Here is a 24425-nt window from a genome sequence, read left to right as displayed (position 1 = left end):
ATTTCCAGTATGTGACTCCAGCCACTCCACAATGGGTGCTAGTACTTACCAATCGTTCGGGAAGAGGGAACATATGTCGGTCACCGCCGATGCCAGGGAACTGCACAGCCAGATCACCCGGCTGCGCCATGAGTTGCACCAGGAGCCGGAGATCGGCCTGGCACTCCCCCGGACCCAGGAGAAAGTCCTCAAAGCGCTCGACGGCCTGCCGTACGAAATCACCCTTGGTGAAACCACGACGTCGGTCACCGCGGTCCTGCGCGGCGGCGCACCGCACGCGTCGGCCGACAAACCTGTTGTCCTGCTGCGCGCGGACATGGACGGGCTTCCCGTCCAGGAGCGCACCGGCGTCGGCTTCTCATCCCGGGTCGACGGCGCGATGCACGCCTGCGGGCACGATCTCCACACCTCGATGCTGGCCGGGGCGGCCACCCTGCTGGCCGAACGCCGGGAGCAACTGGCCGGCGACGTGGTCCTGATGTTCCAGCCTGGCGAGGAGGGCTACGACGGCGCCGGGCACATGATCCGCGAAGGGGTTCTGGACGCCGCGGGCCGGCGCGCGGACGCGGCCTACGGCATGCACGTCTTCTCCTCACTGGAGCCGTACGGCCAGTTCGCCACCAAGCCGGGCGTGATGTTGAGCGCCTCGGACGGGCTGTTCATCACCGTTCTGGGCGCCGGCGGCCACGGCTCCGCCCCGCACGCGGCCAAGGACCCCGTCACCGCGGCCGCCGAGATGGTGACCGCGCTGCAGGTCATGATCACCCGGCAGTTCAACATGTTCGACCCCGTCGTCCTGACCGTCGGCGTCCTGCACGCGGGCACCACGCGCAACGTCATCCCCGAATCGGCGCGCATCGAGGCGACCGTCCGGACGTTCTCCCACGCCTCCCGCGAACGGATGATGACCGCGGTTCCCACGCTCGTGAAGGGCATCGCCCAGGCCCACGGTCTGGAGGTGGAGGTCGAATACCGCGGGGAATACCCGCTGAGCATCACGGACGAAAATGAGACACTCACCGCGGAGAGAACCATCCAGAACCTGTTCGGGGAGTCCCGGCTGACCCGCTGGGCCACCCCGCTCAGCGGCTCCGAGGACTTCTCCCGGGTGATGGCAGCGGTGCCGGGCACCTTCATCGGGCTCAGCGCCGTCGCCCCGGAAGCGGATCACACCGAAACCGCTTTCAACCACTCCCCGTTCGCCACGTTTGACGACGGCGTCCTCGCCGACGGTGCGGCGCTCTACGCCGAGCTCGCCATTGCCCGGATCGCAGCCTTGGCGTCCGCCGGCAACCCCCCGTCCTCCGCTTCCTAGCCCTACTTCTTTCGGAGAAACCATGACCACCATCACCTACCCCCAGCTCTCCAGCCGGGCGGCCACACGGAAGACCCTCCTTGGGACGGGCATCGGGAACGCAGTCGAATGGTACGACTGGGCGATCTACGCCACGTTCACGCCGTTCATCGCCAGCCAGCTGTTCAGCAAGGCCGATCCAGCCTCGGCGGTGCTGGCGACGCTGGCGATCTTCGCCGTCGGCTTCGTCGCACGTCCGGTCGGCGGCTTCCTCTTCGGCTGGATCGGCGACCGCATCGGCCGCAAAACATCCATGACGCTCGCCGTCGGCCTCGCCTCGCTGGGCAGCCTCATGATCGGCGTCGCGCCGTCCTTCGCGAGCATCGGCGTCTGGGCCTCGGTGATGCTGCTGGTCGCCCGGCTGATCCAGGGCCTGGCCCACGGCGGTGAGCTGCCGTCGTCGCAGACGTACCTCTCCGAAGTGGCCCCGAAAGAGAAGCGCGGCCTGTGGGCCACCCTGATCTACACCTCGGGCACCGTGGGAATCCTGGCCGGCACCTTGCTGGGCGCCGTCCTCAACATGACTCTGAGTACCGAAGCAATGAATGACTGGGGTTGGCGCATCCCATTCCTGGTCGGTGCCATCATGGGCCTCTACGCGCTGATCATGCGCTCCAAACTGCACGAGTCCGGGGCCTTCGAAGGCGAGATGGCCTCCGAGAAGCGCGCCCCGATCTGGCCGCAGGTCGTGCAGTACCGCAAGCAGGCACTCCAGGTCATCGGGCTGACCGTGGGCCTCACGGTGATCTACTACATCTGGGGGGTCGTGGCCCCGAGCTACGCCGCCATTACGCTGAAAATCGACCGCGGTGAAACCCTCTGGGCCAGTGTGGTCGCCAACATCGTTTTCATCGCCGCCCTGCCGTTCTGGGGCATGCTGTCCGACAGGATCGGCCGCAAGAAGGTGCTCTGGGCCGGTGCGGCCGGAGCCGCCGTCATGCACTTTCCGATGACCTGGCTGCTGAAGGATTCGGCTTGGCAGCTGGCCGTGGCCATGTCAGTCATGCTGATCTTCATTGCCGCCAGCGCCGCGATCGTTCCGGCCGTGTATGCGGAGCTGTTCCCCACGAGCATCCGGACCATTGGCGTCGGCGTCCCGTATTCCATCTGCGTGGCCGTGTTCGGCGGGACCGCCCCGTACCTGCAGACCTGGCTCGGGACCATCGGCCTGGCCAACGTGTTCAACGTCTATGCCGTGGCGCTGCTGCTGGTCAGCGTGCTGTTCGTCTTCACGATCCCGGAGACCAAAGGCAAGGACCTGACGCATTAGGCAGCCCTGAAGGCCTCGTCAGCATTGGCCGTGCAGGCCTCCACAAAGTGCCCCCATTCAGACTGGGGGCACTTTGTGGGTGACGTGGAAAATCCCTGCAGACGTCAGCGACCGCCGGGTGTCTCGCCGTTTCCTACGGCCTCAATCCAGTCGATGGCCTCGTCCGAGAAATAGAATCCGGCAGGCCCGTGCTCACCCACCCACCAGGGGCCGGAAGCGGCCGATCCGCCAGCCTCCTCGATCTCACGAAGCACCTCCGCCGGCACCACGTCGCCGTTGTTTTCAATCAGCCAATCCCGCGTCGAGGGCTTCAGCTTCGGCCACCATTGCTCGATACTCATGGCCGCAGTCTGTCACGCCTTGGACCTTAGCGACACCAGCAATACGGAGTCGTCGTTGACCGCCGGGCGGAAGACGAACGAACAGGGCACCTGCCCTGCTCCGTGCATTTGGCGGCTAAGCCGGAGTTAGGCGGCGTCGTAGGCGAGGCTGCTGGAGAGCTCACGGTATGCGCCGGTCCGGGCACCCGGGCACAAGTAGGATCGGCCAATGACAATTGACGAATGGGAGCGCCGCATAGCCGCGTTCTGGACGGGCTTCGCGGCATCAGCGACCGACGGCAAAGACATCGTCGACGAACTGGACGAACTCGCTGCCGCATCACCGGCCACCGACGGACGCGCGGATTTCGAACGCGCCTGCATCCGCGATTCAACCGGACTGACTCTCGACGCCGTCTCCTTTTACGAGTCCGGGCTCGCTTCCGGGCTCGACCCCATCAGGCAGACACGAACCTATGTCCAGATGGCCAGCTCTCAGCGGGCGCTCGGGCACACGGCGGAAGCCTTAGAGATCCTCGCCCACGCCGATCCGCATGCTTTGGGCGGGGCACCAAGCGCCGTACGGGCCCTGGCTCTCCGGGACGCCGGCCGTCATGATTGAGGCCCTCCGCGCCGCGCTCGAGGCACTCATTCCCCATTTACCCCGGTATCAGCGCTCGATGGCGAACTACGCGAGACTCCTGACAGACAACTAGGCGGTCAGCTGCGTTGTCGCGACACCGGCGTCGCGGCCCCAACGCTCACTTGCCGAGGAACGTCCGGTAACTGGTCAAAGACCCTGTCCCGGAATACCCCAGATCGGTCGGCGAGACAGCCGACGCTTCATCCGCAGAAATCACCTGGATCGCCAGATTCACTTCCGGGTCGCCAGCGGCGGCGTCCACAATCGCCGGAAAAGCATCCCGCAGGAGGCCCATCATCTCTTCCCGGTCCGAGGTGTCGGCGTGGAGAAAGACATCCCCGCTCCGTCCCATGCCGCCGGAGGACTTGTAACTGGCGTCCACGCTGGCGACGTGAGCCAGCTGCTCGACCGCCGCTTTGTACTTGGCGGCGTAGTCTGGGTCCGAGGTTCCCGGCTTTGCCCCGCAACCCGCCAGGACCATGGCCAGCAGACCCACGGCCAGTACGGTAAACATTTTTCGCATGGATACGACTCTATTCTTTCCGGCCGATGCCGGACGTAGTTGACCTGACCTGGCCGGGCTCAGGCGTGATGAACGCTTGAGTCGACGGATCATTCCGGTAGGCCGCGAGGGCACCCGAGGATTCGTTGGCCTCGACGGACGCGACGTAGGCGTTGTAGTCGTGGTTGCCCATAACGTCGCCCATTCCGGAGCCGGCCGGGCTGGGGAGCGTGACGACTGTGGCGCCGTTGCTGCTTTCCCAGCCCATCAGGACGGGGCCCGCGGGCTTTGAGTTGCCGAGATCCAGGCGGGGCACGACGTCGAACGGGTGCTGCAGAGCGAGTGTCTTCACGTCACTGGGGATGCGGGTCGAGTCGATCGGGGAACCGTAGGTGATGACGTTGGTGACGTCGAAGCGGCCACGGAAGTCTGGATCGGCCGCAAGGTTGGCGGCAGTCATCCCGCCCTGCGAGTGTCCCACCAGCATGACCGGCGCGTCGCTTGGAATCCCGGCCTGGAGCATCGCCATCTCGACTGCCCGCGAAGCTGTCGACATGTTGCCGGCCGCGGAGGAGAGGTTGCCCACGGTATCCATGGGGTTAGAGCCTGAGCGAATGTTCCATTCCGAGGTGCCCGGGATGGTCACGATGTACGCCGGCCCGCTGCCCTTGTCCACGACGGTAATCCGGACTGCCGCGTCGGGAGTCCCGGCCTTGCCGCCGTCGTCGTAGGCCGCCGTGACCCCTCCCATGATCTGCGCCAGGCTGCTGGGAACGGGGGTGCTGCGGTGGCCGTTCTGCGCCGGGTCCGACCCGACACCCACGGATTGCGGGTCACCCGCCACCGGCGAGCCGTCATCGAGGATGTGCGGGTGCAGGAGCCCGGCCGTGGACAGGGCAACGTTCGCATTCAGCCCGGCGGCCAGCAGCCCCGTACCGCCTGCGAGCAGTTCGGTAACCGAAGGAGGTTCCCCGGTGCTGAGAAAATCCCAGCCTAGGCCGCCCATGTCCCCCAGACTCCCAACCACATCGCCGCCCGCGTCACCGAGGTTGGACACGGACTCCGAAACCCGGCCTCCCAGCCAGCTCAGGCCGTCACCGACCTTGCCGCCCACGGTGTCGATGACCTCACCGGTTCCGTCCCACAGGTCACCGGCCGCATCGCCGGCACCCGCCAGGAAGCTGTCCAGCAGCGCCGCCGCATTGCCGCCAGGCTGGCTTCCGGCGGGCCTGCCGGCACCCGTGTCTCCGGAACTGGCATCCTGCTGTTGGCGGACATTTTCCCGGACAGCCTCAGAGGCATCCCGCAACGCCTGCGAGGCGGCCAGCAGCATCCTGCTGTGGGAACTCCAATCGCCGCGGAACTGCTCTCCGTCGGGCCCCCGCCAGAGACCGCCGGTGATGATCGGCGTCAATTGCCCACTCAGCTGCGCGAAGCGCTGGCTCGCACGCGTGAGTTCCTTCGCGAGGTGCTCACCTTGCGCCAGGTCCATTCCGTAAAGGCTCACGACGCCGGCTCCGCGCTGGAGCGGCGGGCCAGGAAGTCGTGGGCGCCGAGCACGTGCCAGACAAGCTGGCGTGCGATGTCGCCGACCGCGGTTTCCACCATTACCAGGCGGCGCGCCGTGGCCGGTCCTGTGGTGCGGACGGAATACAAGCTGTCGGACAACGCCCAGACTCCGGCCCCGCGGTACGGCAAGCCGGGGCCGGCGGCCCGGGACTGCACCTCAAGGTAGACGGTGGCTTTCGCCGAGGCCACGGCGGCTGCGACGTCGGGGGGAACTCCGGCGGCGCCTCCGCCGGCCAGGGCGGCAACGTCGGCTGCCGAGAGCGTCGTCTTCGCGCCGTCCCGGCCGGGGACCGGGCCCGAATCCCCAGTGCCGGTGTCCGGGCCCGGCGCCCCGGCGGTCAGCTCGGGAAACTGAGGCATCGACCGGGCCAACACGTGCCACAGGACCGCCTCCGAGAGCAGCGTGACCGTGACGACGTCGGCGCCGCCGACCGCGGCAGTCCTTCCGTCCGCGGCAGTGGCGACCGGGCGGGTAAATTCGACGGCGATGCCGCGGCCTTCAAAGAGGTCCACCCGGCAATGCGTCGAGTGGCCGCCCGAGCGCGACACCAGGCTCACCCGGATTGGAGCGGTGGCCGCCTGCCCCACCGCCCGTAGCCACTGGGGCCGGATATTTCCTTCCGTGTCCGTGATCCCGGCGGTGGTCAGCTCGCCGGCAATTCCGGCCCGGGTTGGTTCGTCCAGCCCTGCCAGGAGGGCCACCTCCGGCCCGGAACGGTAGCCCGGCACCTCCGCGCCGGCTCCGCCCCGCAACCCTTCCGTGGCGCTGTGCACGGCCAAGGCCCAGGCGAGGCTGGTCATCCGGTAAGTGGTTGTCGCAGGTATCACTGCGGAATCTGGCATGGCTGGGACCTTCGGTTCGGAACTGGTCGGAGGCTCAACCAATGAGAGGCACGCTACAGCACGGCCCGGCACGGGGCCATGGGGACAACTTCCCACTGAGCGGGGTGCCGTCTGGGGCGCCCCACCCAGGTGCCGCAGTCGGAGGCAGGGCTAGGCGGAGCGACCGTCGAGCGTGTCCTGGATGCGGCGCGCCACCTCAGCGGTGGGAGTGGATCGGGGGAAGACAGCCACCACGAGGTCATCTGCGGCCGGGGCAACGGACGGGTCGCCCGGTGGCAGGACGCCGAAGATGCGCCGTACTGCCAGCAGTTCGTGTTCCAGGTTCCGGAGGGACCCGCGGGGGGAATCCAGCATCATCTCGCGCAGCACATAGTTGTGCGTGGACGTGACCGCCGCCGTGAACCGGATCGCATCAAGTGCCCCCAGGCCGGGACGTGCCTGCCGGAGGTAGTCGGAGAAAAGCCGCTCGTAGCGGGATACCATGATCGTTTCCCGGTCCCGGAGCGCGGGCACCGCCTGCACCACGTGATAGCGCTTTTGGGCCATTTTCCGCTGCTCAGAGAACTTTCCAAAGACGAGCGCCGCGGCCTGGCACACGGCTTCCCACGGATCGGGATGACTCGCGGCCAGGTAGCTGCCCAGCTCATTGAGCAAGGCCTCGTGGTCTGCAAAGATCACGTCTTCCTTGGCGCGGAACTGTCGGAAGAAGGTGCTACGCGAGATCCCGGCCGCCAGGGCAATATCGTCCACGCTGGTCGGATCGTAGCCGTTTTCCGTGAACAGATCCAGGGCGGCCTCGGCCACCTCGGAACGGAAATTAGCCACTGATGCCACCCCGGTGCAGTAACAGCGCGTCGCCCTGACCGCCGCCGCTCCAGAGTGCGACGGCGGCCTGGCCGCTCATTGGGCGGCTTCCTGGCTGAGCGCCGCGGCGCTGACGCCCAGGGCGCGCAGCTGGGACTTAAGGACCTTGCCGGTGGAATTGTGCGGGAGTTCGTCCGGGAAGAGGATTCGGTCCGGCACCTTGAATCCAGAGAGCAGGCCCTGGACGTGCGCGCGGATTTCCTCGGCCGTGACCGGGCTGGAGCTGCTGCGGATGACAAAGGCAACCGGACGTTCGCCCCACTTCTCGTGCGGGACGCCGATCACGGCCACGTTCAACACCGCAGGGTGGCTGCTGATGGCCTGCTCGACCTCAATGGTGGAGATGTTCTCGCCGCCGGAGATGATGATGTCCTTGGCCCGGTCCTTGAGCTGGATGTAGCCGTCCGGATGCATAACGCCGAGGTCTCCGGTGTGGAACCACCCGCCGGCGAAGGCCTCGGCGGTGGCCTCGGGGTCCTTGAAATATCCGAGCATGACGTTGTTGCCCCGCAGCACGATTTCACCCAGCGTGGTGCCGTCCGCCGGGACGTCGAGCATGTCCAGGTCCACGATGCGCGCCGTCTCTGCCTGCAGCATCCCCACGCCCTGACGTGAGATCTTCACGGCCCGGTCCTGGGGGGACAGCTCATCCCACTCGGACTGGTACTCGCAGATCGTGTAGGGGCCGTACACCTCGGTCAGCCCGTAGACGTGAACCACGGTGATTCCGAGTGAGTCCAGGGAGGTGATGATTGCTGGCGAGGGCGGTGCGCCCGCCGTCGTGATCCGCAGCGGCGCCGTGAGCTCATGCGCCTGGGGCGCTTCGGCGATGATGCTGCACACCGTGGGGGCGCCGCAGAGGTTGGTGACACCGAGTCTGTCGATGGCGTCCCAGACTGCATCCGCGCGCACGGCACGCAGGCAGATATGGACACCCGCCACGGCGGTCACTGCCCACGTCGTGCACCAGCCGTTGCAGTGGAACATCGGAAGCGTCCACAGGTAGCGGGTGTCGCCGGTGAACTGGTTGTGGATGGTTTCTCCGAGCGAGTTCAGGTAAGCCCCGCGATGTGAATAGAGCACGCCCTTGGGCTTGCCTGTTGTCCCTGAGGTGTAGTTCAGCGTGATGGGCGCACGTTCGTCCTGGACCCCCCAGGGGAGATCTGCGTCCCGGCTATCCGGTCCCGCGAGGAAATCCGCATAGCGGGTGGTGTTGAGACCCGCCGGGACCGCCGGATCGGGGATGGTGCTGTCGGGCACTTCGATCACGCCGGCCAGCTGTGTCAGGCCAAGGTCCAGTCCCGCCACGGTGCCCAGCAGTTCAGAATCGGCAAACAGCAGCCTGGCTTCGGAGTGTTCCAGGATGTACTGGAGTTCCCGGGCGGTCATCCGCGTGTTCAGTGCCACCAGGACGCCCCCGGCAAGGGGAACGGCGTAGTGGGCGATCAGCAGTTCAGGCACGTTGGGACACAGGAAGGCCACGCGGTCGCCTGGCTGGATCCTGCTCTTGATCGCCTTGGCCAGCTGTTGGGCTTCGGCGGCGAAGTCCGAGTAGGTGTAGGAGCGGTCGCCGTGGATGATCGCTGTCTTGTGTCCGAAGACCTCGGCGGAGCGCTGGAGGAACCGCAGGGGGCTCAGCGGGGTTTCGTTGGGACGCTCGATGGTGGTCATGGCGGGTCCTTTAGGCGAAGGCGCTTTGTCCGGTGACATCGCGGCCGATCAGTAGGGTCTGAATGCTTTGCGTGCCTTCATAGGTATGGATGGATTCGATGTCCAGCAGGTGCCGGATCACGTGGTTTTCCAGAAGGATGCCGTTGCCGCCCAGCATGTCGCGGGCAATGGATGCCAGTTCGCGGGCCTTGCGGGTGTTGTGGTACTTCGCCATCGCGGCCTGCGTGGGGCGCATCTGGCCGGCCGCGTCAAGACCGGCCAGGTGGACACAATGCAGCTGCATGCTGGTCAGCTCCGAGAGCATGTAGGTCAGCCGTTCCTGGACCAGCTGGAACTTCGCGAGCGGCTTGCCGAACTGTGTCCGCTGCGTGGCGTAGTTCAATGCGGCTTCGTAGACGGCCGTGGCGTGGCCAAGGGCGGACCAGGCCACGCCCAGCCGCGTCGCCACGAGGACCTTGGAGGTGTCCTTGAACGTGCGTGCGCCGGGGAGCAGATTGGCCTTGGGGATGCGGACGCTGTTGAGCCTGATCCTGGCCTGGTGTATCGCGCGGAGCGACGCCTTTCCGGTGATGGTCTCGGCCTCGTACCCCTCCCGGTCCTGCTCCACCAGGAAGCCGCGGACATCCCCGGCGTCATCGCGCGCCCAGACCACGGTGACATCGCCCACCGAGCCGTTGCCGATCCACTTCTTCTCGCCGTTGAGGACGTACTCCCCGCCGTCGAGGGTGGCGGTGGTTTCCAGTGCCACTGAGTCCGAGCCGTGGTCTGGTTCCGTCAGGGCGAAGGCGCCGAGCTTTTCGCCCCGGCCCAGCGGACCAAGCCAGGTCTCGCGCTGGGCTTCAGAGCCGAAGAGTGCAATCGAGCGCATGGCCAGGCCGCCCTGGACTGCGATCACGGTACCCAGCGAACCGTCCCCCCGGGAGACTTCCATGTTGACCAGTCCGGCGCCCAGGGGCGACATCAGGTCCAGGCCCGGGACGTCCAGGCCGTCGGCCAGCAGGTTCAGGCTGCCCATCCGCTTGGCTAGGTGGGCGGGGAACTCGGCGCGCTCCCAGTAGTCGTTCATCTGCGGCATTGCCTCCACAGTGAAGGCCCTGGCGCGGTTCCAGACTTCACGGTCGGGGGCAGGAATATTCGCAAAGACGGAGTAGTAGTCGGTATCGAGCGGTTCGGAGACGTCATAATCGGGCATGGCTTGCATCCTTAGCGGAGGGAATGAGGAAGGGGATGAGAGAGGTGGCGCTTGTGTGGACGGCCCGCGCGATGCCTATTCGGCAAAGCCGGGCCCGGAGTGGAATTCTTTTCCCCACACGCGCCGGGAGGCGCCACTGAGGTCGAGCATCGGCGTGAGGCCGCCCTGGTGCTCGGGAAAGTTGGCGCCGAGCAGCATGCACAGATCCACGTCCGCCGGTCCGGCCACCACGTTTTCGGCCAGCATCAGGCCCACCTCCTCCGCCAGGGCATCCAGGATCAGTGCCCTGATGGACTCCGCGCCGGGTGCCGGAAGGCCGGCGTCGGCATTCGGCAGCAGGGCACCCGCCTCGGGAAGCACGGTGCCCGATTTGTCGAGATAGCCGCGCAGGCGCGCCGCCGCAATGGCGGCCAGGCTGGTGCTGACGTAAAAGCGGTCCGGATAGGCGGCGTGCATGGCCTCGCAGATATGCAGCTGGACGGCGGGTCCAATGAAACCCAGCAGTGTCAGCGGGGTCATTGGCAGTCCCAGCGGATCCAGGGCGTGGTCCGCCAGTTCTACCTCCGCCCCGTCATCAATGATCCGGAGAAGTTCGCAGAAGAGCCGGCTCAGGATCCGGTTCACCACAAAGCCCGGCGTGTCCGTGACCAGCACCGCGGTCTTGCCAAGGAGCCGGGCGAGCGAACAGGCAGAGGCGATGCTGACGTCGTCGTTGCCTTCGGTGCTGATGATTTCCACCAACGGCAGCACAGCCACCGGATTGAAAAAGTGCAGTCCCACCAGGCGTTCCGGATGGCTCAGGCCGCGACCGATGGCTGCCACGGAAAGGGACGAGGTGTTTGTCAGCAGCAGCGCGTCAGCGCGCAGCAGGGGCTCGATCTCGGCGAAGGCGGCGCGCTTGACGCTCAGCTCCTCGAACACGGCCTCAATGACGACGTCACAGTTCCGGAATTCTCGCTTGTCCACCGTCCCGCGGACAAGACTGCCAAGTTCCCGCGCCGCCGTTTCAGTGAGCTGCCCGCGCGCCACCAGTTTGTCCAGGTGTCCGGCGATCCCGCTCAGTGCCCCGTCCACCTTCGCCTGGGACAGATCGGTGATCAGGACCGGAACCCCCAGCTGCTTGGCGAAGAGCAGGGCGAGCTGACTGGCCATGAGCCCGGCTCCGATGACTCCAACGCTTCGGACAGGGCGCGGGACTGCGCCGGGCGCCCCCTGCGGCCCTTGCCGTTCAGCGGCCAAGAGAGCTTTCGCGTACGCGCTGGCCGACTTTCCGGGCCCTTCGGAGGCAGCCGTGCCGGCCCCCGCGAGCGTGGCAGTTTCAACGACATTGTCAGGAACCATGTCACCGTTCTACCGTGAAACTGAGTCTCACGTCAATAGGTACTGAGTTTCATTTGGGCGGTTTGTGGCTGTGGCGGGGAAGCTGCCGCTGGAGGTGACAGCCTTCTGCATGACAACACGCGGCCAGGCTGCCAGAACGTGGTCACGTTCGGACTGCACAATTTGCCGGATGCCTTCCGACCATTGAGATTCGGGCACCTGCTGGAAACCGAGGCTCCGGTAGTAGGGTGCGTTCCAGGGGACTTCTTCGAATGTCGTCAGCGTCAGTCCGTGCAGTCCGCGGGCTCCTGCCCAGCGCGCGGCTTCCTCGATGAGCGTCCGGCCAATACCGCGGCGGGCGTATCGAGGGTGGACGGTCACCTGTTCGATATGCGCAAAACGATCGACGACGCCGAGCAGAATATAGGCGATCGGCTCGTCCGCGGAATCGGTGGCCACCCAGGCCCTGCCATCCTGCTGGTACACGGCCAAGGCATCCAGGGCGGGCGGCGGATCGTCCGCGACCGCTGCCATGCCGACCAGTCGGAAGACCTCGCCCGCAGCGGCTTCGATGCCGCGCATCTTCGACAGGTCTTCTGGCCTGGCATCCCTGATCATATGGACCAGTCAACCAGACGCGGCGGCACGGCCGTCCGACGGACGAGGGCACCGGACAGTCCGCCGCGAACCTGTCTAGACTGGCCAAATGAGGTCGAATCGGGGGATCCTTCGCTCTGCCATCGTGCTGATGGTTGCCGGCCTGCAGCTGACCGCTTGCAGCGTAACCGACGTCGTTTGCCCCGCAGTTGGCTGGGTCAGCGCCATCACCGTGCGACTCGAAGGCGACCTCACCGCGGTCGACGCCGTTCAACTCTGCACTCCGGAGGGGTGCTCTGTTCCCGAGGTTTCCGCGCCTCATCCCGCTTCACCGAAATCAGCGGTTCCCAGCCCACTGGTCGACTCTCCACCGCCAATGGCCCCCTTCGTCGCCACCCGGACTGCCGTCAATTCCTGGTCGTTCACCGTCCGGGGCCGTTTGCCCGGCGAAGTGGAAACCCGTGTACTCGCCCAGGACGGCACCCTGCTCGCCCAGCAGCAATACCCGCTTGAGTGGACCAGGGTCGGCGGCTCGGACGAATGCGGCGGTCCCGTGACAACACAGCCCATCACCCTCCAGCTCCTGGGCCAGCCGCAGTAACCGCGGCCGCCCGCCGACGAAAGGACCATCCATGACGTTCTTCCGGGACTTTCCGGTGCCGCCTACTCCCCCGCGCGGGCGGGCAATGAGGTACGTCCCTCCGGTCTGGGCCGGCGCCCCGCCGTACGAGCTTCCGCTTGTCGTTCAGATCGGTCAGTTCCTGCACCGGAGCCCGACGGTGGCGATGGCCGTCAAGAGCGCGGACGTCTTCTCGACGGGGTGTTCGTTCGATGTGTCCTGGGTCATCCGCCGGGGCAACCAGACGGATGAGGAATGGGCAGATCTCAACGAGATGTTTTTCCGGCCCGGACCCGGCGCCCGCAGGGGCTCCGGGGGAGCTTCGATGCTGCTGTTCGGTGCGGCTTTCCCTGATGGATCAAAGTCCAGCACCGGTGCGCACCCCCACGGATTCTTCGAGGGCACCGAGGAGCCTGATCCGCCGGTGCTCCTGATGAGAAACGGCGGCGGGAACGGCGGTGATGACGAACTCTCCGGCTCCGGCTCGCTCTGGCTCTGGCCGCTGCCACCGGCGGGGACACTCCAGCTGGTTGCACAGTGGAAGGACTTCGGCTTGGCGGAGTGCTCCATTTTCCTGGACGGCTCCCGGCTCCGCGACGCCGCCTCCGGCGTGCAGAAATTCTGGTGAGCCCGCCGCTGGCACCTGTGAAGCGTCCAGGCACCCGTTGCGGCGGCCCCAAGCTGCGGCGTAGTCTCCCTCTTATCGGGCCATCCGGCGGGAGGAACCATGGACGGCTATGCCGAGCTGAGGGCATTCCGTGCCACCCACCCGTACCGGTCACTGACCGTCGGTGCTGTCGACTGGCAGTACCTCGCGGGACCCGCCGCGCCGCACGCCAAGGACGCAGCCCCCGCACCTGAGGACACCAGACCGGCGCTTCTTGTCCTCGGCGGCGGCTTCTCCGGCTTCTCCTTCGGCGACTCCGCGTTCCGCACGATCACCGCGTTCGAACCCCGGTTCCGCGTCATCTCCCCCTCCTATCCCTCCGTGCGGACCATGGCTGAACTCGTGGCCGGGGTCGCGGCCATCCTCGATGCCGAGGGAGTCCCGTCCGCGAGTGTCTTCGGGCATTCCCTCGGCGCCGGCGTCGCGCACGCCTTTTCACGGCGTTATCCGGAGCGGGTGGACAAGCTCATTCTTTCCGGGTTTGGTCTTTACACTCCTGGCCACACGCGCCGGGTGGGCGCCTTTGTCCGCCTTTTCTCGATGCTGCCCAAGGCCGCCCTCGCCGCGTTCTACCGCCCGAGGATCGCGCGCCTCCTCGCGGGGGCAGATGACAACGACCGTGCCTTCCTCAGCGCCTACACAGAGGACCTCTTCGCCGCCCACACCAGGGAATCGGCCCTGGCGCGACTGGCAGTGATCCTGGATCTGGCCGAAAACCGGGACCGTAACGCCGCGGCGGCCTTCGAGCGTCCGGAGGACGTGCTGGTGATCGCCGCTTCCGACGACCGCGGCTTCACGCCGCGCGAACGCGAAGCCTTGCTGGCTGCCTATCCCGGCGCCCGCGCGTACGTGTTCGGCGAGGGCGGACACTGGCCTGCCGCCACCCACCCGAGCGAGTACGCCGACGTCGTCGGACGCTTCCTCGAAGGCCGCGCCCTTCCCCCGGTCCGGACCGCAAGCCCTGCCGCCCCGCCGTCCCGACCGGCATCGGAACGCCGCCGGGACGAACCGGAGGCCGGGCCGCCGTCCACCCTGGACGCCCAGCTGGCCGGGTTCCGCGCCAGCCACCGGTACCGCACCCTGGATGTCGACGGCGTGCGCTGGCGCTACCTTGCCGGCGGCTCTGGCGGGCAGACGGTGCTGCTGCCCTCCGGAGGCACACGGCTGCCGGACATGTACCTGCTGCTGATCGAAGCGCTAGAACGGGATTTCCGTGTCCTCGCGCCGGCCTACCCCGCCGGCGCCGGCCTCGCCGGGCTTGCGGACGGCCTGGCAGCGATCCTCGACGCCGAGGGCGTCAGGCAAGCGGAAGTGCTGGGCTCCTCCTTCGGCGGTTTCGTGGCGCAGACGTTCGCCCGCCGGCACCCCGAACGTGTGCGGCGCCTCGTGCTCGCGAACACCGGAGGCCCCGCCGCGGCGCCGCTGCCGCTACTTCCGCTCCTGCGCCGCGTCCTCGCCGTTCTTCCGGAAAACGCCGTGCGTTCATTGACCGGCTGGACCTGGCGCCGCTGGTTTGTCCCGACCCTGCAAGCCGACGCGACTTTCTGGAACAAGCTGCTCACGGACATCCTCAGCCGGCTGGGGAAAGCGGACCTGCTCTCCGCCCTGCGGGAGATGGACGACTTCGCGCATCTGCCGGCCCCAGGAACCCCGGTGGCGCCCGCCCTCACGGCCCTGACGGCACCGGTGCTGCTGATCGAATCGGAGCGCGACGAGGCGTTCTCACCCCGGGCCCGTGCGGCCCTCCGGGCTCTCTATCCCGCGCGGAGGTCCGCCTGTTTGCGGGCGCCGGCCACGGAGTGATGGCAACGCGGACCGCGGAGTACACCGATACCGTGCGGGAGTTCCTGCGCAGACCCTGAGCCCACGGCAGACCAGGAAGCTGGTCCACATCCATGGGCGGCGAGCTACTGTGGGAGCCCAAGTTCGAGGAGGGTAATCATGGAGAACCGAACGCAGTCGTCCGGGGCCAAAGACCCCGGGCCCTTCTATCACGGCACGAAGGCTGATCTGAAGCCTGGGGACCTGCTGAAGCCCGGTCACAACTCGAACTTCGGGGAACGACGGAGTGCGAACTACATCTACCTGACCGCGACGCTGGATGCGGCTACTTGGGGAGCGGAACTCGGCGTGGGCGAGGGACAAAGCAGAATCTACCTTGTGGAACCCACGGGGCCCTTTGAGGATGACCCCAATCTGACGGACAAAAAGTTCCCGGGTAACCCGACGAGGTCCTACCGCACCCGAGCGCCGCTGCGAGTCGTAAACGAGATCCTGGATTGGCAGCCGCACTCCCCCGAGATGCTTCAGAATATGCGCGACCACCTTGAAGAACTTAAGCGGCGTGGCATCGAGGCAATCAACTGACATCGTGCGCGGCGGCAGTCAGCGCCGGAAGCGTACTCCTCGACAACGCACCCTGCGCCCGCTACCGTCTCTGGGAGCGTTGGTTCTCCGCTACTTGAGGTATCCAGCAGCGCACCGTGTCACGGTAGTGCTGGAATTCTTCGCCGAATCGTTCCTTAAGGTCAGATTCCTCGAGCGGCCTGACGGCGTAGTTCCACACCAGTGAGCCCACGACCGCGTAGGCGACAACGAGCCATGACTGCAGCATGAGGCCGATCGCGGCGCCCTGGACAATGCCCGCGACCGCCATCGGATTACGAATCCAGCGATACGGACCTGCGATAACCAGACGGTTGGGCATCGCCGGGGCAACGGCGTGCCATCTCCCAGCGTCGACATCACCACTGCCGACCAGACGCCAAGAACGCTGGCGAGCACGAGAACCACGACACCGACGGGACCTGCAAACCACGGAAACGGGAGCACCACCGCCCACCGCTGTTCGAGAACCGCCAGGGCAACCGGAAGCACCACCAGGAAGAACCCCCAAAAGAAGACGATTTGCCCGAAAGTTGACGCCACATGGGCTGCGGCGGTCCGGCGGCTGCTGGCGGGGCGGAATGCGAACGGACCGCGGACGATCCACTCTGTCGGGACGCGCCCCAGCAGGACGAGGCAGAGCGCAATCAGCGAACCTGCGGCGGCAGCCCCCATGCTGAGTACGCCCCAGCCCGCTTCGGTCGTGATCGTGGCATATACCGTCAGTGCGGCTGCGACGACGGTGGTCCAGACGGTGGCCACTACCGCGGCAGCCCTGACGCCGGAAGCCGCCGCGGCCGAGGCGATGACAAACAGTGGAATGTCGAAGACCGCCACCGCGGCCGGGTCGAGATTGCCGAGGGTCACCGCGCGCACCACGGGCGACACGAAAACCGCGGCCCACCAGGAGAAACCGGCAATCGCCTGCATGGCGAAATATGCTCGACCCCACCGAACCAAGTGAGTCACCGGCTCCACCCAAACATCAATAATCCCTGTCGGCTTGTCGATGGAATGCTTCGAGCAGCCACTTCAGGCTCTAGTTCGTGGCCATGTTCGTGTCGGAGATACTGTCGGCCCCAGCCTACCGAATTCGACCCCTGCGTCTGACACAAAGTCGGCGTACGCCACAGCGGCGTCCTTACCGGGGGGATCTCGTCCCTAAACTGACAGATAGCACTGCAAGAAAATTCGCCATTTCGGCACGTCTCCTCCAGCGAGACAAGCCCGCCACAGGAAGAGCCATCAATGAAGATAGTCGTCCTCGTAAAGGAGGTCCCCGACACGTACGGGGACCGAAAACTCAACCTTGCAACAGGCCTCGCCGACCGGGAAGCCAGCGAGGCAGTCATTGATGAGATCGGCGAGCGGGCCCTGGAGCTGGCATTGACGTACGCCGACGCGAACGAGGGCACTGAGGTCGCAATCCTCTCCCTCGCTCCCGAAGGTGCCACGGCAACGATACGCAAGGGCCTTGCGATGGGCGCGGGACGCGCCACCCACGTCTCCGACGAGGCGCTCCGGGGTGCCGATCTTGGACTTACCGCTGAAACCCTCGCCGCAGCGATCCGTCGCGTCGAGTTTGACCTTGTGGTCACCGGCAACGTCTCCACCGATGGTTCCGGCGGCATCATTCCCGCGATGCTTGCAGAATTGCTTGACGTGCCGCTTGCCACCGGGCTCAGCACCGTAGAGATCAGCGACGGCGCGGTGTCCGGCACCAGGGGCGTTGAATCCGGCGTGCAGAAGGTGTCAGCGAACCTGCCCGCGGTGATCTCCATTACCGAGGCGCTTCCCGGTCCGCGCTTCCCGAACTTCAAAGGAATTATGGCGGCGAAGAAGAAGCCCCTTGAGGTCCTCACCCTCGCAGACCTTGGGATCACGGCCGACAACCCGGACGCGGCGCGTTCGATCATGCTGACCGTTGCAGAGAAGCCCCCGCGTGAGGCGGGCGTAAAGATCATTGATGACGGTAATGCCGGCGAGCAGCTCGCTGACTTCCTCATCGAAAACCGACTGGCTTAGGAGTAACGACATGACTGAATTCCCTCGTGACGCAATCCTCGTCGTCGTGGAAACCCGGGCTTCCGGTGAGCTTGAGAAGGCTGCGGCCGGACTCTTCGGTGCTGCCGCTGAAGTTGGCACGCCCATTGCATTGGTACTCGCTTCACCCGGCACCGGGAGCGCCGCCGCCGCGGAGGCCGCGCTCCTGGGTGCCGCGCGCGTCCTGATCGCAGAGACTCCGGATCCTTCCGCGCTCGGCGTGCCGGGCGTTGACGCCCTTGCCGCCGCGGTGGAGCAGGTGCAGCCGGGGGCGATCCTGATTTCGCATTCTTTGAATGGACGCGATCTTGCCGGCCGTTACGCCGCCCGGTCGCGTGCAGCGGTTTCCGTCGATGCGATCGGTGTCTCACGTGATGACGAGGGCATCGTGGCACACCACTCCGTCTACGGCGGTGCCTACGATGTGACGTCAACGTCCACGTTTGGGCCGCCGGTAATTACGGTTCGTCAGGGCTCCATCGAAGCCCGCGCCACGGCTCAGCCGCAAGCGTCGGAGACCTTGGCAGTGACGCGCTCCGAGAAGCCGGCCGCGCGGATTGACTCGTTCGACGAGGCCGTTGTTGCCACCTCGCGGCCGGAGCTGCGTGGTGCCTCGAAGGTGGTCGCGGGTGGTCGCGGCCTCGGGTCGGAGGAACAGTTTGCCCTCGTTGGACAGCTCGCCGATACACTCGGTGCTGCCATCGGTGCTTCGCGTGCCGCGGTGGATGCAGGCTACATCCCGCAGTCACACCAGGTCGGCCAGACCGGGGTTTCCGTGTCATCGCAGTTGTATATCGCGCTGGGCATTTCCGGCGCGATTCAGCACCGGGCCGGGATGCAGACCGCCAAGACCATCGTCGCCATCAACAAAGATGGAGACGCGCCGATCTTCGAGATCGCCGACTTTGGTGTGGTCGGAGATCTCTTCAAGGTTGTCCCCCAGCTCATCAGCGCCCTTGAGGCTCGGAAGAATCAGTGATGGCCCCTCTGTCTGGCTCGATCCGGCGGGGCCTGCCGCGCGTCGAAGGCGGGGACCTCTGGCCTCCGGCAGGACGGGCGCCCGCACGCGTTGTCACGGCCGGAGCCCCAGCCCGGTCGGCGTCTGATTCCAGGGAGGGACCGGGCGCCGCCGGGCCAGCGGCCGCTGCCCCCTCCGCCCCCTCCGCCTCTTCTGCCGCTGCCGCTGCCGCTGCCGTCCAGGAAACGGCACCGGGTGCCACAATGTCCGCCCCGGTCCCTGCCGTCAACGTCCCTGCCGTGAACGCCGGTACGGCGGTGGCGCGGCAGCTTCGCCGTGGCCTGCCGCGGGTGCCGGGCGGCGAACCTTGGCCGCCCGCGGGCGAGGTTTCGGCATCAAGGATGGTACTTCTCGGGGCTCTGTCCGGGGCTCCCGCCGGAGGCGCCACGCTCCCGCCGGCCGCCGATGCTGCTGCAGATCCTGCTGCGCAAGCAGGGCCGGCAGCGGCGTCGCCTGCAGCTGCTCCCACCACCGCACCCGCCACCCTGATGACGGGAACCACGCTGCTTCGCCGCGGGCTTCCGCGCGTCCCCGACGGTGAACCCTGGCCGCTGGCTGGGCTTGCTCCGGCGGTCGCCGCCGCCCCCGCGGTGGAGCCAGCTCCCGAACGCATCGCTCCGGCCCATGCACCGGCTGCCAGCGTGGTGGAGACCCGTTCCGAGGCGGAGCCGACGGCCGCCGCGAGTGCACCCGCTGCCACCGCCGTCCCGGCATCGCCGGCGCAGTCCGTCGCCGCTGAGATGCCCGTGCGGCCACAGGCTGAGGCAAGGCTCTATGGTTCTCGCACCCTGGGCCAGTGGATCAGGCGCGTCGTGCTCCTCGCGGTCGGCGCCGTGGCCGCCGCAGCGATTCTTGTGCTCGCCGCGCGCGGTGTGACGACACTGCCGGGCGTGCCGGCGTTCCTCGAGAGGTACCCCGGCGAATATCACCTGCCCGCGACCGCCGAGCCGGGATTCCCTTGGTGGGCGCAGTGGACGCACTTCCTGAACCTCTTCCTGATGGTGCTCATCATTCGCTCCGGCTATCAGGTGCGCACTCAGCAGAAGCCGCCGGCGTTCTGGACGCCGAAGCGCGGTGGCAAGAAAATCAGCATCAACCTGTGGCTGCACCAGTCGCTCGACATTTTATGGTTGGTGAACGGTCTCATCTTTGTGGTGCTGCTGTTTGCCTCCGGCCACTGGATGCGAATCGTACCGACCAGCTGGGAGGTGTTCCCGAATGCGCTCTCCGCGCTGCTGCAGTACATGACTCTCGACTGGCCCATAGAGAACGGCTGGGTGAACTACAACAGCCTGCAGCAGTTGATGTACTTCCTCGTGGTGTTCATTGCGGCCCCGCTCGCGGCGATCACGGGTGTGCGCATGAGCGAGTTCTGGCCGAAGAACGCGAAGACGCTGAACAAGATCTACCCGGTGGAGGTTGCGCGCGCGGTCCACTTCCCGACGATGCTGTTTTTCGTGCTTTTCATCCTCATCCACGTGTTCCTGGTGTTCTCGACCGGTGCGCTGCGCAACCTGAACCACATGTTTGGCGGCACCGACGTGGTGAACTGGGTCGGGTTCTGGCTCTTCGCGGCCGCCATCGGCGTTACGGTGGCCGCGTGGTACGCCGCCCGTCCGATCCTGCTCGCGCCAATTGCGAAGCTGTTCGGTCAGGTGAGCAGCCGCTAGGCTTCGCCGGCACCGGGCGGCGGGCGGCGGGCACGAGTTCCTTCCGCTGCCTGGCCTGCCCTCCCCTCCTGGGTCCGGCGTTTCAGGCCTTCGCAGGTTCTCCGGGCGTACCGGTTGGCAGCGCGGGTGACCAGGCCCGGTCGTAGTCCGGATGCTCCCGATGGGAGCCCGCGAGAATGGTGAGCATTGACCTGCGGGCGATGGCTATTGTCCCTTCGGCTTTGCTGAGATCGGTGATCCCTTCGGCGTCGGCGGCTTCCTTCCAGCTGGCAATGATTGCCCGCTTCTGGGCGCACTCGTCCAGCATGAGCTGGCCTAGGGAGACTTTGTCGTCGCTTTCAGGAGCATCGGCGGCCCCCCGGGCGAAGGTTCCCTCCCGGATGGCTGATTCCTGCTCCGCGATGCGCGCTTCGAGAAACTCAACGAGATAGGTCCATTCGGCACCGATGGGGCCGGTCATTCGGCGGATCCTGCTGTTTGTTCGTGGGCTGTTTCGCGCTTCGAATCCAGTTCCCCGCCCGAAGCTGCCTGGATGAACAGTGCGCGTGACGCCATTTCAATGCCCAAGGCTGTCGCGGCAATATCCTCAAGGGCGTCCTGAATCCACAACACGGCAGTCTTGTTGGCTGGTTCCGCGGCTTGTTCGGAGGTTTGGTCTGCCTGTGTCAACGAGTACCGGGCCACCTTCTCCTTCAGCGTCGCAGCAAGGCCTTCGATCTCCGCCAACAGCTGGTCCTGCCAAATTCCGGAATCTTGCTCGCCACTACGCCCTGTGGTGGACGACGGCGCCTGGTCAGGTCCCGGTTCCTGCCGCTTCCATAGGAAGTCGGCCAGTCCTGCCGCCAGCCCCTGCTGGCGGGCCTGAGCCAGCGGCGCTGGTGCTTGCTCGCCATCGTCCATTTGTCCGAGCAGCTGTTCGTTCTGTTCCCCGCGTTCGGGCCGAGGATCATCAATGATGGCCCCGGAACGGTGAAACGGGTGAACGGACGCCGGTCTAGGGATGGGGTTGCCTCGCATCGGTGGGATCCTCCTGGATAGTTCGCCGAGAAATGGCGCTACCGGGGTCCAGGGCAACAGTTGCCATTTTATCCGATCTTGAACTAATTCGGTAGGCGCCGGGACAGATCCATGCCGCTGGGAGAACCAAGGCGGAAACGGCAAACTGGTGCCGCCAGCAGGCTCGAAAGTAAGCAGGCATAGAATGAACAAACACTTGGGTGGTTTCCCCAGCGATTGAGCACTCCGACAAGGCCGAGGAGGCGCGACCCCATGGCCAGTATTTTGTACCGAACGATCCAGTGGCACCTGTCTCCCCCGGCGGGAAGTTTCGGCGTCATGGATAAAACCGGCTGGGCTGTCCGGCATGGGTGATAGCACAGACTCGGTGGCACAGGAATTCGATGCCGGCCTCTGCAGCGGGTTCGTCGAGTCGCTGCCGATTTCCGGGGCTGCGATCTCAGTGTTCTCCGGCCTGGCCCCGGAGACAATGGTATGTGCCAGCGACACAGTGGCGGCAAGGATCGATGAGCTGCAGTTCGATCTGGGGGAAGGCCCGCGCTGGGAGGCCCTGCGAACCCGCAGTCCCGTGCTCCTGCCGGATGTGCGCAGGGGGCCGCACGGCGCCTGGCCGGTCTTTGCAAAATCCCTGTTGGACCTGGAAGTTGCGGCCATCTTCGTTTTCCCGCTCGCGCTCGGCGCCCTGGATATCGGCGTCGTGGAGCTCTACAGTTCTGAATCCGGCCCACTGAGCCCGGCAAAGCAGTCCACAGCCCTGCAGCTCGCCGACGCCGCAAGCTGGCTCCTGCTGCGCCAGCTCCTGACCCTTACCCCCGGAGACGGCACCGACGCCCCGCCGGATGGCTCTCCCCTGTCACGTCGCGAGGTACACCAGGCCACCGGAATGGTCCTGGCACAGGCCGGGACGTCTGCGCGGGACGCACTTCTGCTGATCCGGGCTCACGCGTTTTCCCATGGTCGTACCGTCCGGGAGGTCGCCCGCGACGTCGTCGGCAGAAGCCTTGACTTCACCCCCGGTGGCGGCTGAGATGCGCGCGTGCAGTAGAATCCGGTTATGGCGATGATAAGCCGCGCAGGACGCGTGAGTGCCGCTTTCGTCAAGATAGCGGACACGTTAGTGGCGGACTACGACGTCTTCGACCTCCTCCACACACTGGTGGATGAATCAGTTGGCATTCTTGACGCCGCCGCCGCGGGACTCGTGCTGGTCGATCCGGCCGGAGACCTCCAGGTAATGGCCTCAACGAGCGAGGAGAGCCAGCTCGTGGAAGTCCTCCAGCTCGAGGCTGGCGCGGGACCGTGCGTGGACTGCTACCGGACCGGAGCCGTCGTGACGATCGACGACATCGCGGCGCAGGGTTCCCGATGGCCCCTCTTCCAGTCGTCTGCGCTATCCCAGGGATTCCGGTCCCTGCACGCCGTCCCCATGCGCCTGCGCAGCCGCACCATCGGTGCCTTGAATCTCTTTGGCCGCGAGCCCGGTCCCCTCACCGCCGACGACGCCGCGATTGCCCAGGCCTTTGCTGACGTGGCAACCATTACCCTGCTGCAGGAACGCGCTGCGAGGGAAAGCGCCCTGATCAACGAACAGCTGCAGCGCGCCTTGAACAGCCGCATCCTGATCGAACAGGCCAAGGGCGTGGTCGCCCACACCTCCAATGTCGACATGAGCGCAGCATTCGCGCTGCTGCGCGGCTACGCCCGCGCCCACAACCAGACGATCTACGAGACAGCGGACAAGGTCATCAACCGCAGAATTACCCTCTGAGGGTTGTCGGGTTGGGCTGGCCAGGGTGACGGCCGGTGCGCCGCCGCCCACGCGCCCACCACCGGCCCATGGAAGAATTCATTTATGACTAGCGAAAATGATGCTGCCAACCTTCCTCCGATGCCAACGGACTCCCCCGGCACGGACGCCGCGGGCGACGCCTTCCGCGGGTGGGACCACATCGGGGCGATCATCGTCGATGCCACGTTGCAGCGACGTCAGAACTACCACGAGACCGTCAAGCCGCGCGTTGACGCACTGATTGCGGCCTGGCCGGATGCCGCCACGATCAGCGGATTCCGGCGGCACCTTGAGACGGGCAAGCTCTCCGAGGTTATCGACTGGCCCTCGCCGGGCCGTCTGGCCCAGGTCGAGGACATCACCCGCGTGTTCGAGGGCCGGGGCGTCGAGACGGTCATGGAGCTCCGAGGCGCACTCAGTGACCCGGCCAGGCGGACCGCCCTCCGGGAAGCCCTTGCAGGTGTGCGGCATGTCAGCCCCAAAACTCTGGATTACATCGAAACCCTGAGCGGACTCTAGGCCGCGTAGCCCCCGGGCCGGGTCGCCCGGCGTCGGAAGCCCACCCGCCACGACCGGGCTGGGAGAACCTCTGCCAGAGGCAGAACATGAGGCGGGAACAACTTTCTCCCGCCACGGCGCGACAGCGACGCTGGACCGCTAGGCCCGGCCCCTGACGACGTCCGCCAGCCAGGTCATGGCGGCGATCCTGGAGGTAAAGAACTCGTGGGGGTACAGGGTATAGCGGCTCATGGCGGCGGCGACCACGCGGTCCACGGCGCTGGATCCGAGAACCGCAATGGCCAGCACCCCCGTGGTCTGCGCGAACTCGTACCGGGCCGCGGCGCTGATCTCCACGTCGGTCATTTCGGAGAGCATCGGCATCGGAGTGCCGCCGCTGATCCGTTCCACGGCCAGCATGGCGTCCCTGGCGTCGTCGACGTCCACAAACGAACCGGGGCGCCAGACGGATTCAATGATCCCCGCGCGCACGCTCAGGGAATTCTTCCCTTCGGGGACGACAGCTGGGTCAGGGATCATTGGGTTTATTCTAGGCCTGAGCTGGCACGATACT

At 66.3% G+C, this 24425-nt stretch carries 26 protein-coding genes and 1 pseudogene; 14 read left to right on the top strand and 13 right to left on the bottom strand.

What is annotated here, in order from left to right:
• The first annotated feature begins 73 nt into the window (after positions 1–73).
• Both ACZYZ3_RS05140 and ACZYZ3_RS05135 read left to right on the top strand, forming a co-directional pair.
• Positions 74–1315 (top strand): M20 metallopeptidase family protein, encoded by a 1242-nt coding sequence (locus tag ACZYZ3_RS05140; RefSeq protein WP_463962753.1) that lies wholly within the window; start codon positions 74–76, stop codon positions 1313–1315.
• 22 nt (positions 1316–1337) lie between these two features.
• Complete coding sequence (locus ACZYZ3_RS05135; protein WP_463962752.1) at positions 1338–2624, top strand: MFS transporter; 1287 nt, start codon at positions 1338–1340, stop codon at positions 2622–2624.
• A 104-nt stretch (positions 2625–2728) separates the two neighbouring features.
• Here ACZYZ3_RS05135 and ACZYZ3_RS05130 read toward each other — a convergent pair whose 3' ends face one another.
• Complete coding sequence (locus ACZYZ3_RS05130) at positions 2729–2965, bottom strand: hypothetical protein (RefSeq protein WP_463962751.1); 237 nt, start codon at positions 2963–2965, stop codon at positions 2729–2731.
• 208 nt (positions 2966–3173) lie between these two features.
• Here ACZYZ3_RS05130 and ACZYZ3_RS05125 point away from each other — a divergent pair, with 208 nt between their 5' ends.
• Positions 3174–3566, top strand: a complete 393-nt coding sequence (locus ACZYZ3_RS05125; protein WP_463962750.1) for a tetratricopeptide repeat protein — start codon at positions 3174–3176, stop codon at positions 3564–3566.
• Positions 3499–3660: a tetratricopeptide repeat protein gene (locus ACZYZ3_RS05120; protein ID WP_463962749.1), complete on the top strand. Its 162-nt coding sequence runs from the start codon at positions 3499–3501 to the stop codon at positions 3658–3660. Before ACZYZ3_RS05125 ends, ACZYZ3_RS05120 begins: the two co-directional genes overlap by 68 nt.
• 45 nt (positions 3661–3705) lie before the next feature.
• Here the strand turns inward: ACZYZ3_RS05120 and ACZYZ3_RS05115 are convergent, their stop codons facing one another.
• The 8 genes from ACZYZ3_RS05115 to ACZYZ3_RS05080 all read right to left on the bottom strand — a co-directional run bounded on the left by ACZYZ3_RS05115 (position 3706) and on the right by ACZYZ3_RS05080 (position 12166).
• On the bottom strand, positions 3706–4110 hold the full coding sequence (locus ACZYZ3_RS05115; protein WP_463962748.1) for a hypothetical protein: 405 nt from the start codon (positions 4108–4110) through the stop codon (positions 3706–3708).
• A 10-nt stretch (positions 4111–4120) separates the two neighbouring features.
• Positions 4121–5596 carry a PGAP1-like alpha/beta domain-containing protein gene (locus ACZYZ3_RS05110; RefSeq protein WP_463962747.1) on the bottom strand — a complete coding sequence of 492 codons (1476 nt, stop codon included), beginning with the start codon at positions 5594–5596 and terminating at the stop codon, positions 4121–4123.
• Positions 5593–6501 carry a hypothetical protein gene (locus tag ACZYZ3_RS05105; protein ID WP_463962746.1) on the bottom strand — a complete coding sequence of 303 codons (909 nt, stop codon included), beginning with the start codon at positions 6499–6501 and terminating at the stop codon, positions 5593–5595. The genes ACZYZ3_RS05110 and ACZYZ3_RS05105 overlap by 4 nt, the downstream gene beginning before the upstream one ends.
• Before the next feature lie 150 nt (positions 6502–6651).
• Positions 6652–7326, bottom strand: a complete 675-nt coding sequence (locus ACZYZ3_RS05100) for a TetR/AcrR family transcriptional regulator (protein WP_463962745.1) — start codon at positions 7324–7326, stop codon at positions 6652–6654.
• Positions 7327–7401: 75 nt separating this feature from the next.
• Entirely contained in the window at positions 7402–9036 is a 1635-nt protein-coding gene (locus ACZYZ3_RS05095; protein WP_463962744.1) for an AMP-binding protein, read from the bottom strand.
• Between the two features lie 10 nt (positions 9037–9046).
• A complete protein-coding gene (locus ACZYZ3_RS05090; protein WP_463962743.1) occupies positions 9047–10237 on the bottom strand; it encodes an acyl-CoA dehydrogenase family protein in 1191 nt (396 codons plus the stop codon).
• A 66-nt stretch (positions 10238–10303) separates the two neighbouring features.
• Positions 10304–11569, bottom strand: a complete 1266-nt coding sequence (locus tag ACZYZ3_RS05085) for a 3-hydroxyacyl-CoA dehydrogenase family protein (RefSeq protein WP_463962742.1) — start codon at positions 11567–11569, stop codon at positions 10304–10306.
• Positions 11570–11596: 27 nt separating this feature from the next.
• Positions 11597–12166 (bottom strand): GNAT family N-acetyltransferase, encoded by a 570-nt coding sequence (locus tag ACZYZ3_RS05080; protein WP_463962741.1) that lies wholly within the window; start codon positions 12164–12166, stop codon positions 11597–11599.
• A gap of 88 nt (positions 12167–12254) precedes the next feature.
• On the opposite strand from ACZYZ3_RS05080, the gene ACZYZ3_RS05075 reads away from it, so the two are divergent.
• The 4 genes from ACZYZ3_RS05075 (at position 12255) to arr (ending at position 15798) form a co-directional block, all read left to right on the top strand.
• Positions 12255–12746 carry a hypothetical protein gene (locus ACZYZ3_RS05075; protein WP_463962740.1) on the top strand — a complete coding sequence of 164 codons (492 nt, stop codon included), beginning with the start codon at positions 12255–12257 and terminating at the stop codon, positions 12744–12746.
• Positions 12747–12831: 85 nt separating this feature from the next.
• The gene (locus tag ACZYZ3_RS05070) at positions 12832–13392 is read left to right on the top strand and encodes a hypothetical protein (protein WP_463962739.1); all 561 of its coding nucleotides are present in this window, start codon (positions 12832–12834) and stop codon (positions 13390–13392) included.
• Positions 13393–13491: 99 nt separating this feature from the next.
• On the top strand, positions 13492–15234 hold the full coding sequence (locus ACZYZ3_RS05065) for an alpha/beta fold hydrolase (RefSeq protein ID WP_463962738.1): 1743 nt from the start codon (positions 13492–13494) through the stop codon (positions 15232–15234).
• Between the two features lie 138 nt (positions 15235–15372).
• Positions 15373–15798, top strand: a complete 426-nt coding sequence (arr, locus tag ACZYZ3_RS05060) for an NAD(+)--rifampin ADP-ribosyltransferase (RefSeq protein WP_463962737.1) — start codon at positions 15373–15375, stop codon at positions 15796–15798.
• 61 nt (positions 15799–15859) lie between these two features.
• On the opposite strand, the pseudogene ACZYZ3_RS05055 reads toward arr, so the two are convergent.
• A pseudogene (locus ACZYZ3_RS05055) lies at positions 15860–16746 on the bottom strand (methyltransferase family protein).
• Positions 16747–17064: 318 nt separating this feature from the next.
• Between ACZYZ3_RS05055 and ACZYZ3_RS05050 the strand changes: the two are divergent.
• The 3 genes from ACZYZ3_RS05050 (at position 17065) to ACZYZ3_RS05040 (ending at position 20547) form a co-directional block, all read left to right on the top strand.
• Positions 17065–17841 carry an electron transfer flavoprotein subunit beta/FixA family protein gene (locus tag ACZYZ3_RS05050; RefSeq protein ID WP_463962736.1) on the top strand — a complete coding sequence of 259 codons (777 nt, stop codon included), beginning with the start codon at positions 17065–17067 and terminating at the stop codon, positions 17839–17841.
• Positions 17842–17851: 10 nt separating this feature from the next.
• Positions 17852–18838 carry an electron transfer flavoprotein subunit alpha/FixB family protein gene (locus ACZYZ3_RS05045; RefSeq protein WP_463962735.1) on the top strand — a complete coding sequence of 329 codons (987 nt, stop codon included), beginning with the start codon at positions 17852–17854 and terminating at the stop codon, positions 18836–18838.
• Positions 18839–19365: 527 nt separating this feature from the next.
• Positions 19366–20547, top strand: coding sequence for a cytochrome b/b6 domain-containing protein (locus ACZYZ3_RS05040; protein ID WP_463962734.1), 1182 nt, complete (start codon positions 19366–19368; stop codon positions 20545–20547).
• 82 nt (positions 20548–20629) lie between these two features.
• Here ACZYZ3_RS05040 and ACZYZ3_RS05035 read toward each other — a convergent pair whose 3' ends face one another.
• Both ACZYZ3_RS05035 and ACZYZ3_RS05030 read right to left on the bottom strand, forming a co-directional pair.
• A complete protein-coding gene (locus ACZYZ3_RS05035; protein ID WP_463962733.1) occupies positions 20630–21007 on the bottom strand; it encodes a DUF6221 family protein in 378 nt (125 codons plus the stop codon).
• The gene (locus ACZYZ3_RS05030) at positions 21004–21564 is read right to left on the bottom strand and encodes a hypothetical protein (protein WP_463962732.1); all 561 of its coding nucleotides are present in this window, start codon (positions 21562–21564) and stop codon (positions 21004–21006) included. The genes ACZYZ3_RS05035 and ACZYZ3_RS05030 overlap by 4 nt, the downstream gene beginning before the upstream one ends.
• Positions 21565–21910: 346 nt before the next feature.
• Here ACZYZ3_RS05030 and ACZYZ3_RS05025 point away from each other — a divergent pair, with 346 nt between their 5' ends.
• The 3 genes from ACZYZ3_RS05025 to ACZYZ3_RS05015 all read left to right on the top strand — a co-directional run bounded on the left by ACZYZ3_RS05025 (position 21911) and on the right by ACZYZ3_RS05015 (position 23872).
• Positions 21911–22591 (top strand): GAF and ANTAR domain-containing protein, encoded by a 681-nt coding sequence (locus tag ACZYZ3_RS05025; protein ID WP_463962731.1) that lies wholly within the window; start codon positions 21911–21913, stop codon positions 22589–22591.
• A 27-nt stretch (positions 22592–22618) separates the two neighbouring features.
• Complete coding sequence (locus tag ACZYZ3_RS05020) at positions 22619–23332, top strand: GAF domain-containing protein (protein WP_463962730.1); 714 nt, start codon at positions 22619–22621, stop codon at positions 23330–23332.
• Between the two features lie 84 nt (positions 23333–23416).
• Positions 23417–23872 (top strand): hypothetical protein, encoded by a 456-nt coding sequence (locus ACZYZ3_RS05015; RefSeq protein WP_463962729.1) that lies wholly within the window; start codon positions 23417–23419, stop codon positions 23870–23872.
• 138 nt (positions 23873–24010) lie between these two features.
• On the opposite strand, the gene ACZYZ3_RS05010 is transcribed toward ACZYZ3_RS05015, so the two are convergent.
• A complete protein-coding gene (locus ACZYZ3_RS05010) occupies positions 24011–24391 on the bottom strand; it encodes a DUF7793 family protein (RefSeq protein ID WP_463962728.1) in 381 nt (126 codons plus the stop codon).
• Between the last annotated feature and the right edge of the window lie 34 nt (positions 24392–24425).

It is taken from the genome of Pseudarthrobacter linnaei, from assembly GCF_055412825.1.
The sequence above is the reverse complement of the archived record's forward strand: the minus strand, read 5'-3'. Positions and strand labels throughout refer to the sequence as shown.

What these genes read in the sequence shown, in the direction of transcription:
- ACZYZ3_RS05140 (WP_463962753.1), top strand. Translation starts at nt 74, where the DNA reads ATGTCGGTCACCGCCGATGCCAGGGAACTGCACAGCCAGATCACCCGG.
- ACZYZ3_RS05135 (WP_463962752.1), top strand. Translation starts at nt 1,338, where the DNA reads ATGACCACCATCACCTACCCCCAGCTCTCCAGCCGGGCGGCCACACGG.
- ACZYZ3_RS05130 (WP_463962751.1), bottom strand. Translation starts at nt 2,965, where the DNA reads ATGAGTATCGAGCAATGGTGGCCGAAGCTGAAGCCCTCGACGCGGGAT.
- ACZYZ3_RS05125 (WP_463962750.1), top strand. Translation starts at nt 3,174, where the DNA reads ATGACAATTGACGAATGGGAGCGCCGCATAGCCGCGTTCTGGACGGGC.
- ACZYZ3_RS05120 (WP_463962749.1), top strand. Translation starts at nt 3,499, where the DNA reads ATGCTTTGGGCGGGGCACCAAGCGCCGTACGGGCCCTGGCTCTCCGGG.
- ACZYZ3_RS05115 (WP_463962748.1), bottom strand. Translation starts at nt 4,110, where the DNA reads ATGCGAAAAATGTTTACCGTACTGGCCGTGGGTCTGCTGGCCATGGTC.
- ACZYZ3_RS05105 (WP_463962746.1), bottom strand. Translation starts at nt 6,501, where the DNA reads ATGCCAGATTCCGCAGTGATACCTGCGACAACCACTTACCGGATGACC.
- ACZYZ3_RS05095 (WP_463962744.1), bottom strand. Translation starts at nt 9,036, where the DNA reads ATGACCACCATCGAGCGTCCCAACGAAACCCCGCTGAGCCCCCTGCGG.
- ACZYZ3_RS05090 (WP_463962743.1), bottom strand. Translation starts at nt 10,237, where the DNA reads ATGCAAGCCATGCCCGATTATGACGTCTCCGAACCGCTCGATACCGAC.
- ACZYZ3_RS05085 (WP_463962742.1), bottom strand. Translation starts at nt 11,569, where the DNA reads ATGGTTCCTGACAATGTCGTTGAAACTGCCACGCTCGCGGGGGCCGGC.
- ACZYZ3_RS05080 (WP_463962741.1), bottom strand. Translation starts at nt 12,166, where the DNA reads ATGATCAGGGATGCCAGGCCAGAAGACCTGTCGAAGATGCGCGGCATC.
- ACZYZ3_RS05075 (WP_463962740.1), top strand. Translation starts at nt 12,255, where the DNA reads ATGAGGTCGAATCGGGGGATCCTTCGCTCTGCCATCGTGCTGATGGTT.
- ACZYZ3_RS05070 (WP_463962739.1), top strand. Translation starts at nt 12,832, where the DNA reads ATGAGGTACGTCCCTCCGGTCTGGGCCGGCGCCCCGCCGTACGAGCTT.
- ACZYZ3_RS05065 (WP_463962738.1), top strand. Translation starts at nt 13,492, where the DNA reads ATGGACGGCTATGCCGAGCTGAGGGCATTCCGTGCCACCCACCCGTAC.
- arr (WP_463962737.1), top strand. Translation starts at nt 15,373, where the DNA reads ATGGAGAACCGAACGCAGTCGTCCGGGGCCAAAGACCCCGGGCCCTTC.
- ACZYZ3_RS05050 (WP_463962736.1), top strand. Translation starts at nt 17,065, where the DNA reads ATGAAGATAGTCGTCCTCGTAAAGGAGGTCCCCGACACGTACGGGGAC.
- ACZYZ3_RS05045 (WP_463962735.1), top strand. Translation starts at nt 17,852, where the DNA reads ATGACTGAATTCCCTCGTGACGCAATCCTCGTCGTCGTGGAAACCCGG.
- ACZYZ3_RS05040 (WP_463962734.1), top strand. Translation starts at nt 19,366, where the DNA reads ATGACGGGAACCACGCTGCTTCGCCGCGGGCTTCCGCGCGTCCCCGAC.
- ACZYZ3_RS05035 (WP_463962733.1), bottom strand. Translation starts at nt 21,007, where the DNA reads ATGACCGGCCCCATCGGTGCCGAATGGACCTATCTCGTTGAGTTTCTC.
- ACZYZ3_RS05030 (WP_463962732.1), bottom strand. Translation starts at nt 21,564, where the DNA reads ATGCGAGGCAACCCCATCCCTAGACCGGCGTCCGTTCACCCGTTTCAC.
- ACZYZ3_RS05025 (WP_463962731.1), top strand. Translation starts at nt 21,911, where the DNA reads ATGGGTGATAGCACAGACTCGGTGGCACAGGAATTCGATGCCGGCCTC.
- ACZYZ3_RS05020 (WP_463962730.1), top strand. Translation starts at nt 22,619, where the DNA reads ATGGCGATGATAAGCCGCGCAGGACGCGTGAGTGCCGCTTTCGTCAAG.
- ACZYZ3_RS05015 (WP_463962729.1), top strand. Translation starts at nt 23,417, where the DNA reads ATGACTAGCGAAAATGATGCTGCCAACCTTCCTCCGATGCCAACGGAC.
- ACZYZ3_RS05010 (WP_463962728.1), bottom strand. Translation starts at nt 24,391, where the DNA reads ATGATCCCTGACCCAGCTGTCGTCCCCGAAGGGAAGAATTCCCTGAGC.